This window comes from Kitasatospora sp. NPDC001119, assembly GCF_053598475.1.
The window spans coordinates 86,148-98,345 of record NZ_JBSFKI010000037.1 but is presented as its reverse complement, the minus strand read 5'-3'; the positions used below and the strand labels follow the sequence as shown (position 1 = coordinate 98,345).

At 74.9% G+C, this 12,198-nt stretch carries 11 protein-coding genes; 6 read left to right on the top strand and 5 right to left on the bottom strand.

The window, feature by feature from the left end; translation table 11 throughout:
• The first annotated feature begins 216 nt into the window (after positions 1–216).
• Complete coding sequence (locus ACWDD9_RS34500; RefSeq protein ID WP_380775195.1) at positions 217–615, top strand: VOC family protein; 399 nt, start codon at positions 217–219, stop codon at positions 613–615.
• Positions 616–630: 15 nt separating this feature from the next.
• On the opposite strand, the gene ACWDD9_RS34495 is transcribed toward ACWDD9_RS34500, so the two are convergent.
• The gene (locus ACWDD9_RS34495) at positions 631–1,521 is read right to left on the bottom strand and encodes a helix-turn-helix transcriptional regulator (RefSeq protein ID WP_449813802.1); all 891 of its coding nucleotides are present in this window, start codon (positions 1,519–1,521) and stop codon (positions 631–633) included.
• A 161-nt stretch (positions 1,522–1,682) separates the two neighbouring features.
• Here ACWDD9_RS34495 and ACWDD9_RS34490 point away from each other — a divergent pair, with 161 nt between their 5' ends.
• Positions 1,683–2,462: an NAD(P)H-dependent oxidoreductase gene (locus ACWDD9_RS34490; protein ID WP_074003580.1), complete on the top strand. Its 780-nt coding sequence runs from the start codon at positions 1,683–1,685 to the stop codon at positions 2,460–2,462.
• Positions 2,463–2,655: 193 nt separating this feature from the next.
• Here ACWDD9_RS34490 and ACWDD9_RS34485 read toward each other — a convergent pair whose 3' ends face one another.
• Positions 2,656–5,058: an ATP-binding protein gene (locus ACWDD9_RS34485; RefSeq protein WP_449813801.1), complete on the bottom strand. Its 2,403-nt coding sequence runs from the start codon at positions 5,056–5,058 to the stop codon at positions 2,656–2,658.
• A 138-nt stretch (positions 5,059–5,196) separates the two neighbouring features.
• Between ACWDD9_RS34485 and ACWDD9_RS34480 the strand changes: the two genes are divergently transcribed.
• On the top strand, positions 5,197–6,111 hold the full coding sequence (locus tag ACWDD9_RS34480; RefSeq protein WP_449813800.1) for a hypothetical protein: 915 nt from the start codon (positions 5,197–5,199) through the stop codon (positions 6,109–6,111).
• A gap of 26 nt (positions 6,112–6,137) precedes the next feature.
• On the opposite strand, the gene ACWDD9_RS34475 is transcribed toward ACWDD9_RS34480, so the two are convergent.
• A complete protein-coding gene (locus tag ACWDD9_RS34475; protein ID WP_449813799.1) occupies positions 6,138–7,055 on the bottom strand; it encodes a LysR family transcriptional regulator ArgP in 918 nt (305 codons plus the stop codon).
• 69 nt (positions 7,056–7,124) lie between these two features.
• On the opposite strand from ACWDD9_RS34475, the gene ACWDD9_RS34470 reads away from it, so the two are divergent.
• The gene (locus ACWDD9_RS34470) at positions 7,125–7,748 is read left to right on the top strand and encodes a LysE/ArgO family amino acid transporter (RefSeq protein ID WP_049651185.1); all 624 of its coding nucleotides are present in this window, start codon (positions 7,125–7,127) and stop codon (positions 7,746–7,748) included.
• A gap of 159 nt (positions 7,749–7,907) precedes the next feature.
• Here ACWDD9_RS34470 and ACWDD9_RS34465 read toward each other — a convergent pair whose 3' ends face one another.
• Together ACWDD9_RS34465 and ACWDD9_RS34460 are read right to left on the bottom strand one after the other, a co-directional pair.
• Positions 7,908–8,906, bottom strand: a complete 999-nt coding sequence (locus tag ACWDD9_RS34465; RefSeq protein ID WP_449813798.1) for a hypothetical protein — start codon at positions 8,904–8,906, stop codon at positions 7,908–7,910.
• The gene (locus ACWDD9_RS34460) at positions 8,903–9,235 is read right to left on the bottom strand and encodes a PadR family transcriptional regulator (RefSeq protein WP_079272352.1); all 333 of its coding nucleotides are present in this window, start codon (positions 9,233–9,235) and stop codon (positions 8,903–8,905) included. The genes ACWDD9_RS34465 and ACWDD9_RS34460 overlap by 4 nt, the downstream gene beginning before the upstream one ends.
• A gap of 230 nt (positions 9,236–9,465) precedes the next feature.
• Between ACWDD9_RS34460 and ACWDD9_RS34455 the strand changes: the two genes are divergently transcribed.
• Positions 9,466–10,953: an amidase gene (locus ACWDD9_RS34455; RefSeq protein ID WP_449813797.1), complete on the top strand. Its 1,488-nt coding sequence runs from the start codon at positions 9,466–9,468 to the stop codon at positions 10,951–10,953.
• Positions 10,950–12,191: an MFS transporter gene (locus ACWDD9_RS34450; RefSeq protein WP_449813796.1), complete on the top strand. Its 1,242-nt coding sequence runs from the start codon at positions 10,950–10,952 to the stop codon at positions 12,189–12,191. The genes ACWDD9_RS34455 and ACWDD9_RS34450 overlap by 4 nt, the downstream gene beginning before the upstream one ends.
• Positions 12,192–12,198: the final 7 nt, after the last annotated feature.

Sequence of the window (12,198 nt, the reverse complement as noted above, 5' to 3'; positions counted from 1 at the left end):
TCAGAAGGGTGTCCAGGTTCGTCTTCACAAACCAACCAACGGGCACCCTTCGTCATGGTCGCGGCCAGCCCAGCAATCGGACTCACTCATCTAGGCGGATAGTGGACAGGTTCTGTCCACTATCCCTCCTAGTCTGCGGAGCGCACGGCCGCTCAGCCGTACGACCGTGCAGCCGCGCGACCGCGCGCGGCTCCGACCCCGTCCCAGGAGGACACCATGGACTTCGTTTCGATCCGCATCATCACCGGCGACGTCGCACGCCTGGTCGAGTTCTACGAACGCGCCACGCAGGTACGGGCGGAGTGGGCCACCGAGGACTTCGCCGAGCTCCGGACCGCGGGCGCCACCCTCGCGATCGCGGGCACCCGCACCGTCCCGCTGTTCGCCCCGGGCTCCGCCCGCCCGGCCGCCAACCAGAGCGTCATCACCGAGTTCCTCGTCGACGACGTGGACCGCGTCCACCGCGACCTGACCGGGTTCGTCACGGACTTCGTCACCGAACCCACCACGATGCCCTGGGGCAACCGCTCCCTGCTGCTCCGCGACCCCGACGGCAACCTCGTCAACTTCTTCACGCCCGTCACCCCGGCGGCCATCGCGAAGTTCACCCGCTGACGGGGCACCCCGCCGCTACGCCTTCCCCGCCCGCTGAAGCAGGTCTTCGTCACCCGCGGCGCCCGCAGCACCGACGGCCGCCGCGCCGCGGGGCTCGCCGGTGTCCGTGCCCAGCCCCGCGAGCAGGCGCAGTCCGTCCTCGGCGGGGCTGCCGGGGGCCGCGGACAGCACCAGCAGCTCGATGCCCGGCTCATCCGGCAGCGCGAAGTTCTCCTGGTGCAGTTCCAGCGGTCCGACCAGGGGGTGCCGGTACGCCTTGCGTCCGTGGGTGCGGGCGCGGACGTCCGCGCGGGCCCAGAGGCGACGGAAGCGCTCGCTGCCCATCGCCAACTCGCCGATGAGCGAGGCCAGTCGGGGGTCGTCGGGGTACTGGCCGGCGGCCAGCCGCAGGTGCCCGACCACGTCGAGGGTGCAGTTCTCCCAGTCGGCGTAGAGGCCGCGGTCGGCCGCCTCCAGGAAGATGTGCCGGGCGGTGTTCAGGCCCGGCATCGGGCGGCCGAGGAGGAGTCCGGCGAGGCGGTTCCCGGCGAGGACGTCCAGGCGGTGGTTCATGATCAGCGCGGGTGCGCCGGCCACCAGGTCGAGGACGCGCAGCAGTTCCGGCCGGACCCGGCTGCCCGGCGCCGTCGCACGGCGGCGGCGCTGCCGCGCGAGGCGGTAGAGGTGCCCGCGTTCGGTCTCGTCGAGGTCGAGGACGCGGGCGAGCGCGTCGAGGACCTGCTCGGAGGGCTGGGTCGCGCGGCCCTGCTCCAGGCGTACGTAGTAGTCGACGCTGACGCCGGACAGGTGCGCGACCTCCTCGCGGCGCAGCCCCGCGACCCGGCGGCGGCTGTCGGTGGGGATGCCGACGGTGGCCGGATCGACCCGGGAACGCCTGGTCCGTAGGAAGCCCGCGAGATCGTCCATGCCCCTCAGTATGGCCGCGGCGGGCGCCCGTACGGCCGGCTCGGGTGCCCGCGAGGGTGGCCCTGCCGGTACCAGGAAGTCCGGTCCGACGGAAGCGGCGCCCCTGAACGCCGGGCGCCGCGGCGTCCAGGATCGGAGCATTCAATCCGAAGGAGTCCCCCGTGAAGACGCTGATCGTCCACGCCCACCCGGAGCCGAAGTCGCTCAACAGCTCGCTGAAGGACCTCGCGGTGTCCACCCTGGAGACCGCCGGGCACGAGGTACGGGTGAGCGACCTGTACGCGATGAACTGGAAGGCGGTCGTGGACGCCGCGGACTACGGCCCCGAGGCCTCGAGTCCGCTGAAGGTCGCCCTGGACTCGGGCCGGGCCTTCGAGGCCGGCACGCTCTCCCCGGACGTCCGCGCCGAGCAGGAGAAGCTGCTGTGGGCCGACACGATCGTCTTCCAGTTCCCGCTGTGGTGGTACACGATGCCCGCGATCCTCAAGGGGTGGGTGGACCGGGTGTTCACCTACCGCTTCGCGTACGGCGTCGGCGAGCACAGCGCCACCAGGTACGGCGAGCGCTTCGGCGAGGGCACCCTCGCGGGCCGGCGGGCGCTGCTGTCGGTGACCGTCGGCGGCCCGGAGTCGCACTACGCCGCTCGCGGGATCAGCGGCCCCATCGACGACCTGCTGTTCCCGTTCCAGCACGGCGTCCTCTACTACCCGGGCATCGAGGTGCTGCCGCCGTTCGTGCTGTACGGCAGCGACCGGATGACCGACGAGGACTACCCGGCCGTCGCCCGGGCCTGGGAGCAGCGCCTGCTCACCCTGGAGTCGACCGAGCCGATCGCGTTCCGGCGGCAGAACTTCGGCGACTACGAGATCCCCTCGCTGCACCTGAAGGAGGGGCTGGAGCCCGCGGGCCGCACGGGGTTCGGGCTGCACGTGCGCGGCTGAGGGCGGTCGACTCGGTCCCCCGACTCGGTCTGTCAGCTCGGTCCACCGACTCAGTCTGCCGGCTCGGTCCACCGACTCGGACCGTCGGCTCGGTCTGCTACTTCAGTCCGCCGGCTGGGTCGAGCAACCCAGTCCATCGGCTGGGTCGAACGACAAAGTCCGGCGGCTGGGTCGCACAACCCAGTTCTCCGACTCAGTCCGCCGGCGACCGCTCCGCGGGCCCCCGGCGCCGCGGGCCCCGGGCGGGAGCGCCTCGCTGCTCGTACGTCCACACCGCCAGCTGCGTGCGCGAGGCGAGCCCCAGCTTGCCCAGGATGCGTTCGACGTGGTTCTCCGCGGTCCGCTGCGCGATGGTGAGGCGCGCCGCGATGTCCTTGTTGGTGAGGCCCTCGGCGACCAGTTCCGCGACCTGGCTCTCGCGCTTCGTCAGGCCCGGTACCCCGGCCGGGTCGTCGAGGACGTGGGCCATCGCCTCGTCCACGGTGGCGCGCGCTCCGCGGCGGAACTCCCGGTCGAAGGCGGCCGCGCCCAGCGCCTCCCGTACCGCGGCGTCCAGGCGCAGGTGCTGGGTGCGCATGAACGGCGCCGCGCCGAGCCGCCCGCCCAGTGACTCCCACAACAGGTGCAGTACGCCCAGGAGCCGGGCAGTGCGCCGCGGGTCGTTCCGGGTGCTCCAGGCGATGACCTCCACGCACATGGCCACGTCCCACCAGTCCTGGAACGGGCGCAGCCGGGCGATGGCCGCCCTGGCGTGCGTGGTCGCGTCGGCGGGCGCGTCCGCGCGCAGGGCCAGCAGGGCGCGGGCGAGCAGGGCCATGCCGTGCAGCCATGACTCGCCGTGCGTGCGGGCGGCCGCCTCGACCTCGCCGCACGCCTCCTCGGCCACGGCGGCCTCGCCTCCGCAGGCGTGCGCGATGGCGAACTTGACCCGGCATTCGAGGGCCGCGTCGGGGCAGCCCAGCGCGCGGAACTCGGTGCGCGCCCGCGCGAACAGCTCGGCGGCGCTCGCGTAGTCCTCGCGCCAGACGGCGAGGATCCCGTGGTGGTGCCACACCCACGCCGACTCCCGCCGGTGGCCGCCCTGTTCGGCCGCCGCCTCGCACGCGGCGAGCGCCTGCCGTACGTCGGCATCCGGGTCGCCCTGCAGGATGCGCAGGTACGTGTCGGTGACCCGGGCGTGGACGCGGACGGCGGCATCCGGGTCCGCTGTGCCGTCACCGTCGCCGTCACCGCCGTCCTGCGCGTGGTCGGCGGCGAGCAGCTGCGACAGCCAGTGGCGCCCCTCGGACAGCAGGCCCGCGGTCATCCAGTAGTGCCGGGGCGACACGGCCAGGGCCAGACCGGCCCGGGCCTGCCCGGGCCGCTCCAGGCAGAATCCCAGAGCGGCGCGCAGGTTCGGGTGGTCCAGGCGAAGGCGCGTGAACCAGTCGACCTGCCGGGGCCCGAACCACTCCCGCCCTGCTCGTGCGGTCAGTTCGGCGTACCGGTCCCGGTGACGGCCGCGCAGGGCGTCGAGCGAGCCGGACGCGGCCAGCCGCTGGTGCCCGTACTCCCGTACCGTCTCCAGCATGTGGTAGCGCGAACGTCCCTGCACGTGGCGGCAGTTGACGATCGACCGGGCCACCAGGCCGTCGAGGGCGTCGAGCAGGGCGGCGGGCGGCAGTTCGGCGTCCGCGCAGACCCGTTCGAGGCTCTCCAGGTCGAAGCCGCCGCGGAACACCGAGGCCCGCGCCCAGAGCAACCGCTCGCGCCCCGTGCACAGTTCGTGGCTCCAGTCGATCAACGCGCGCAGGGTGCGCTGCCGGTCGGCGGCGACGCTGCTCCCGCCGGTGAGCAGCGCGAACCGGTCCGTGAGCCGCTCCAGGATCTCCTGCGGCGTCAGGCTCCGGATGCGGGCGGCGGCCAGTTCGATCGCGAAGGGCAGCCCGTCCAGGCGGCGGACGAGCTCGGCGACGGCGGCGGCGTCCGGCCTGGTCAGGGTGAAGCCGGGCAGCACGGCGGCGGCCCGGTCGACGAACAGCGCGACGGCCGGATTGCCGTTCAGGTCGCGCAGGCCGTGACCCGCGCGCGCGTCCGGCACCGGCAACGGCTCCACGGGAAAGACCTGTTCGCCCGCGATGCCGAGCGGCTGCCGGCTCGTCGCCAGGACGCGCAGTCCGGGCGCGGCCCGCAGCAGCGCGTCGGTGAGGCGGGCGCACGCGTCGACCAGGTGCTCGCAGTTGTCCAGGACCAGCAGGGCGCGCCGCTCGCGCAGCCGGGCGGCGAGGACGGCCGCCGCGTCGGCGCCGGGGTGCCCCGGATTCGCCATGTCGAGGGTGCCGAGGACGCTCGACGCGAGCAGCTCCGGGTCCCGGAGGTCGGCGAGTTCGGCGACGTACACGCCGTCGGGGAAGGCGGAGCGCGCCGCGTCCGCCGCCACGCGCAGCGCCAGCCGGGTCTTGCCCACGCCTCCGGTGCCGCTGAGCGTCACCAGGCGCGCGCCGGACAGCAGCCGGGCGATCCGGGCCGTGTCCGCCCGCCGCCCGATCAGCGGCGTCAGTTCGGCGTCGAAGCCGCCGAGGCCAGCGAACGTCCCCGCGGCTGCCCCCGTTCCCATGGGTGGTCATCCTACGGACGCGCGCTGACGGTACCGGCACGGAAAGCGTGCGGGAATTGAGTAGTTCTCCCGTTGTCCCCCGCACGCACCCGCCCGAGACTCGACGACGCGGTATCGGACGGCTATGCGAGGTGTGTGGTGACAGCAGGCACGGCGGCGGGGTCGGAGCGGAGCGGGCGGCTGCTGGGGCAGCGGGTGTGGACCTACCAGGGGGCCTACGTACGCAGGCCGACGACCGCGCTGGTCGTGCTCCTCATCCTGTTCGGCGTGCTGTGCTCCCTCGTCGGCAAGTACTACGACGAGGACTCCTCGTTCCGCCTCGCGTTCTGGGCCCTGCCCGTGGCGGCCCTGGGGTGCCTCGCCCTGTGCGTGCGGCACGCCCGGATCCGGATCCGGGAGTACGAGCACGGCTTCGAGCTGCGCCGGCCGGGGCGCCGCACGCTGCGGTACGCGTGGCAGGAGATCGCCTCCGTCGAGTCGACCCGGGTGTCCGTCCACTTCAACTCGGCGCACTCGCACGACGTGCTCAAGACCGTGATCCGCCCCTACGCGGGCGGCCGGATCCGCCTCCGGGGCCTGGACTACATCAGGGTCCAGGAGGAGTGCGGCTTCTGGCGGATGATCACGAAGGCGCACCCCACCACCGGCGCGCGCTTCGTCTCGGACGCGACGCAGTCCGTCGCCGTGGCCCGTGCGCAACGCCTCCTGGACGAGCTCGGCGCGGGCGGGTCGTTCCGCTGGGGCGCCCTGACCTTCACCGCCGAGGGGATGACCCTCTCCCCCTTCCCCGCCCCGATCGCCTGGTCCCGGATCGCCCTCGTCTCCGCGCGCCCGGCGGACGGTGTCCGGCTCGACGTCCGGGGACTGGCCTCGCACGTCGGCAGCCGGGCCCTGTCGGGGCGCGCGACGAAGGCGGGCTACCGCACCGAAGGGGACCGGCTGGAGGTGTTCGTGCCCGTCCGCCGCCCCGGATCGGACTACGTGGCGCTGAGCGTCCTGCTCGCCCACGGCGCCGCCCTGCGGAACGGGCAGGACCAAGGACTCGAGGGATAGCGAGGGCGGGCCGAGCCCCAAGCGGTCTACGGCCGGCGGCGGGTGGGCCCGGGCCGCAGGGCCTCGGCGGCGGCCGCCGCGACGGCCTCGGCGACCGTGGACAGCGCGGGCGAGTCCAGCTTCCACTGCTGCCAGTACAGGGGGACGTCCATCGGCCGAGCGGGTGCCAGCTCCACCAGCCGCCCGGACCGCAGCAGCGGCTCGGCCTGGGGTTCGGGCACCAGGCCCCAGCCGAGACCTGCGGCCACCGCGTCCCGGAACCCGTCCGAGGCGGGCACCAGGTGGCGGATCCGCCCGGCGCCCGACCGCCCCAGGGTGAGGGACCGGACGAACTCCTCCTGGAGCTCGTCGCGCCGGTCGAAGGCCACGGTGGGGGCCCGGCCCAGATCCTCGGCCAGGTCCCCGGTGAGATGACGGGCCGCGAACTCCGGTGTGGCCACGGCCAGGTAGCGGGCCAGCCCGAGCCGCCGCACGGTGCAGCCGGCCACCGGGTCGGGCGAGGAGGTGACGGCGGCCATCACCTGGCCCTCGCGCAGCAGGGCGGTGGTGTGGGCCTCGTCCTCCCGGTGGAGCTCGAAGCAGATCGGCGGGTCCTGCGGCACCCGGGTGAGCGCGGGCAGGAACCAGGTCGCGAGGGAGTCGGCGTTGACCGCGATCGGGACCCGGGCCGGGCCCTGCTCGGCCGCCAGGCCCAGTTCGGCGCGGGCGTCGCGTTCCAGCCGGGCGAGCTGGCGGGCGAACCGGACCACCACCTCGCCGGACTCGGTGGGCCGCACCGGCTTGGTGCGCATCAGCAGGACCCGACCGGTGCGCTGTTCCAGGGCCTTGACGCGCTGGCTGACGGCGGAGGGGGTCACGTGCAGGGCGGCGGCCGCGGCGTCGAAGGTGCCCTCGTCGACCACCGCGAGCAGGGTCCGGACCTGGTCCAGGGGAAGCTCGTCCATAAGTACGGCTAAGGTTACTTTAGAATCTTTAGCTGTACTCATCTATACGCGGTCCATACGGTCGGACCCATGACCAGCAGCACCATCGCCGCCGCACTCGCCGGATTCGGTACCGGACTCTCCCTCATCGTGGCCATCGGGGCCCAGAACGCGTTCGTCCTGCGCCAGGGCGCCCGCAGGCACGCCGTCCTCGCGGTCGTCGCCATCTGCGCCGTCTCGGACGCGGCGCTGATCGCGCTCGGCGTGACGGGGGTGGGCACGGTGGTCACGGCCTGGCCCGCGGCGCTGACCGCGGTGGGCCTGGTCGGCGGGGCGTTCCTGCTCTGCTACGGCTTCCTGGCGGCCCGACGGGTGCTGCGCCCGGATCCGGCGGCCGCGCTCACCGGCGGCGGACCGGAGACCGGGTCCGTCCGGCGAGCGGTCCTCACCTGCCTGGCGATGACCTGGCTGAACCCGCATGTGTACCTCGACACCGTGCTCCTGCTGGGCTCGCTGGCCTCCGACCGCGGCGACCTGCGCTGGGCCTTCGGCGCGGGCGCGGCGCTGGCCAGCCTGTGCTGGTTCGCCGCCCTGGGCTTCGGCGCCCGGCTGCTGAGCGGCGTCCTGTCCCGGCCGAGGGCCTGGCGGGTGCTGGACGGACTGGTCGCGGCGACCATGCTGGCGATGGGCGGGATGCTCCTCGCCGGGGCGTAGGGCGCCCTGACCCACCGGCCCCGGCTGCCACCCGCGTGGGTGGCCGGCCATGGTGGCATCCGACCCGACCAGGCCGGATGCCACCATTCGTCCGACGCCGCGCGGACCCGCGGGCGTACGCGCGGGTTCACGACGCGGGGCCGGGGCCGTGCCCGGGGATCAGGGCTGCTGCGGGTCGGTCCGCGGGTCGGTCCGCGGGCCGAACCGGCCCGTCAGCCGGACCGCCGCGAGGGCGACCGCGTACCCGACGGTGAACAGCACCACCAGGAACAGGACAGCGGTCGCGTTCATGACGTAGTAGCCCGTCAGCGTGGGGGCGACCACGGGCGGCACCCCCAGGACGACGGCCGTCAGGGCCGCCGAGCGGACCGTACGGGTGGTGCAGGCGACGGCCGCGCCGACGACCACCGGGGCGACGAGGGGGAATCCGGTCCGGAAGAACACTCCCTCCCCCGGGCCGGAGACCAGGACGAGGGCGACGTCCGAGGCCGTGGTGGTGAGCACGACCGCCCACGGCACGGCGGAGCGCGGTCGCGTGGTGCGGTCCGGCGGGGCGGCCAGCAGCACCAGGGCGTTGAGGGCGAACAGCACCGTGTCCGGGCCGACCAGACCGTAGGTCAGCGGGCCCCGCGCGTGCGCACCGGGCAGTTCGGGGCCGGCGAGCAGGACGAGCAGCGGGGCCACGACGGTGGCCGCCGCCAGGGCGCGGGCCGCCGTCCAACGGCCGGTCAGCGCCGCGACGGCCATCAGCACCGCCGGGACGAGCAGCGCCATCGTGGCGCCGAGCGACCCGACGCGCATCCCGCCGTCCGGGTCGGTGGCGGCCCGGACCGCCCAATAGAGGTGCACGGCCGCGTAGCCGCCGGCCAGTGCGGCGGCGAGCGGGGCCGCGGTGGCCAGGGCCCGGCCCGCCGGCCGGTGGGAGACCAGGCCGAGCCGGACCCGGACCCCGTGCCCCGCCACATCGGCCACCTCGCGCAGAGCAGCGAGCGGACTCGCGGTTCGGACGCGGCGCTCGGCGTGATCGGCGACCTCCGCCAGCGCGTGGGTGCCGTAGGAGGCCGGGTAGAGGGCGAGGGCGCGGCGCAGCAGGTGGGCCGCCAGGCGGCCCTCCCTGCTCTGCTCCTGGTGGTCCTGGTGGTCCTGGTGCGCGGTCATGCCGGGCCTCCCGCGAGCCTGTTCCGGGTGATGGCGAGGCGGCGGTCGGCCTCGCGGAGGGCGGCCCGCAGCCGCCGGCTCTCGTCGGTGAGGGCCTGGGTGCCGGTCGGGGTGAGGGCGAAGACGCGGCGGGGTCGCCCGTCGACCGTCTCCTCCCGTTCGACCCGGATGAGGCCTTCGGCGAGCAGTCGGTCGAGCGTGCCGTACAGGCTTCCGGCGCCGAGCCGGACCCGGCCGTCGGAGATCGCGGCGACCTCGTCGCCGAGCGCGTAGCCGTGCCGGGGCTGGTCGGCGAGGGCGGTGAGCAGCAGGAAGGTGGGCTCCTGCATGGAGCGTTTCTTCGTCACGCCGATCACCATAGTACGGTCACCGTAGTATCTGGAAGAGCGGGTGCGATCGAAGGCGAGGAAGGGGCGCGCACCGCCCATCCGCCAGGACCAACGCGCACCCGGGTAGCCGGTAAGGCTTGCCTTGCCATCGAGTCGGGCCCGCCTCTATGGTGAAGTCCTCAGAGGACCTGAAGACCTGGGGACCTGAGGACTACTTGGGGAGAGTGATCATGTCAGACCTCCATGCCCTGACGCTGGCCGAACAGGCGGCGGCGATCCGCGGGCGCACCGTCTCGCCGACCGAACTCGTCGACCACCACCTGCGCCGGATCGAGGAGCTCGACGGCGTGCTCGGCGCCTACCGCACGGTCGACGCGCCCGGCGCCCGCCGGGCCGCCCGTGCGGCCGAGGCCCGGCTGGCCGCCGCCGGGGACGGCGCCGGGACCGGGACCGGGAACGGCGCCGGGCTGCCGCCGCTGCTCGGCGTGCCGCTGTCGGTGAAGGACACCTGGCCGGTCGGCGGGCTCCCGTTCACCGCGGGCTCCGCCGCCTTCGACGACCGCGTCGCTCCGCAGGACGCCGCCGTGGTCGGCGCCCTCCGGGCCGCGGGCGGCGTACTGCTGGGCACCACCACGGCCGCCGAGTTCGGCTGCTCCGCCTACACGGAGACGGTCCACGCCACCGCGCGCAGCCCGTACGACCCCGGCCGCGGCGCCGGGGGTTCCAGCGGCGGGGCGGCCGCCTCGGTCTCCGCCGGACTGGCCGCCGGGGCCCTGGGCAGCGACGGCGGCGGCTCGGTCCGGATCCCGGCCGCCGCCTGCGGCGTGGTCGGCCTCAAGCCCAGTCGGGGCCGGGTGACGACCGCCCCCGGCACGGACGCCTTCGGGCTGGCCACCGCCGGCCCGCTGGCCCGGACGGTGCTGGACGCGGCCCTCCTGCTGGACGTCATGGCCGGCAGCGTCCCGGGCGACGGCAGCACCCTGCCCGCCTCCCCCGCCGGCCACTTTAGGGCCTGCGTCGAACGTGAGCCCGGCCCGCTGCGGATCGGCGTCCTGCCCCGGACGGACGGGTGGCACCCGGAGGCCGCGCTGGCCTCCCGCCGCACCGCCGACCTGCTCGCCGACCTCGGCCACCGGGTGGAGGAGGCCCCGCCGTTCGACCCGGCCGAGTACGTGCCGGACTTCACCGTGCTGTGGAGCGTGCTGGCCGCCGCCGTGCCCGTCCGGCCGGAGCGGGAGGACCGGCTGCTGCCGCTGACCCGCTGGCTGCGCGCCCGGGGCAACGAGCACAGCGCGGTCCGGCTGGCCTCGGCGATGGCCTCGCTGACCGCCACCGCCCGGACGATCTGCCACCGGTACGACCGATTCGACGCGGTGCTGAGCCCCACGACGGACCAACCGCCGCTGCCGGTCGGGTCGTTGGCCGACCCGGACGACCCGGAGCGGACCTACGCCCGGATGCTCGCCGTCACCCCGCGCACGCCGGTGGCGAACCTCACCGGCCGGCCGTCGATCAGCCTGCCGCTGCACTGGACCCCGGACGGACTGCCGATCGGCATGATGCTGACCGCCCGGCTCCGCCAGGAGGGCCTCCTGCTCTCCCTCGGCGCCCAGCTGGAACGGGCCCGGCCCTGGCACCACCACGCCGCCCGGCAGGCGGCCGTCCTGGAGCGGGCGACCGGGCAGAACACGGCGCGGCCCGAGCGGGGGACGCGGTGAAGCGCGGACAGCTGGCCTTCCTGACCGGCACCCACATCGTCAACGACCTCTACCAGGGCGCCGTCCCGGCGCTGCTGCCCTTCCTGATGTCCCAGCGGCACTACAGCTACACCGCCGTCTCCGGCATCGCCCTGGCCGCGAGCGGCCTGTCCAGCGTGGTCCAGCCGCTGTTCGGCCTGCTGGTCGACCGCCGCCCCCGCGGCTGGCTCATCCCGGCCGGCTTCCTCACCGCCGCGGCCGGGATCACCGGTGCGGCCCTCGCCGACAGCTACCCGCTGACCTGGCTCTTCGCCGCGCTGGCCGGCATCGGCATCGCCGCCTACCACCCGGCCGCCACCAACCAGGCCCGGGTCGCCGGCGGACAGTCCCAGCGGGCGATGAGCCTGTTCTCCGTCGGGGGCACCCTCGGCGCCTCGCTGGCACCGGCCCTGGTCACCCTCGTGGTCGGCGCGTACGGCCTGGGCGGCAGCTGGCTGCTGGCCGTCCCGGCGCTGGTGACGGCCCTGCTGTGGGCCGCGCAGGGCCGCTGGCTGCGGTACCGCGGCCACACCCCGGCGACCCCGGCCGCCGCCCGGGGCGCGGCGACGAGCGCCCACCGCGACGACTGGCGGGCGTTCGGACGCCTCGCCGCGACCACCGTCGCCTGGTCGATCCCCTACGTGACCGTCACCTCGATGCTCGCCCTCCACATCCAGCGCGACCTCCACGGCTCGACGGGAACCGGCGCCGCGGCGCTGACCCTGCTCACCCTGGCCGGGGCGGCCGGCACCCTGCTCGGCGGCTGGCTCGGCGACCGGCACGGACGGATGACCCCGATCCGCACCGGCTACCTGCTGGCCGTCCCCGCCCTGGCCGCCGTGGCCTTCGCACCCTCCGTCGCGGTCGCCATGGCCGGCGCGGTGGCGTTCGGGCTGGCCATGTTCCTGCCCTTCGCCCCGCAGGTGACACTCGCCCAGGACTACCTGCCCACCCGGCCCGGCACCGCCAGCGGGCTGACCCTCGGACTCGCCATGTCCGTGGGCGGCCTCGCCGCACCGGCGCTCGGCGGCCTGGCCGACGCCCACGGCCTGCGGACCGTCCTCGCCCTGGTCCTCGGCGTGCTGGCGCTCGGACTCGGCTCCGCGCTGCGGCTGCGCGACCGCGTACTGCCGGAGGAGGGACCGGAGGAGCAGCCGGAACCGGCCCCGGAACGGGTGAACGAGCAGGCCGCCACGGGTGCGGCACCCGGAGGACGATAGGGTCGTC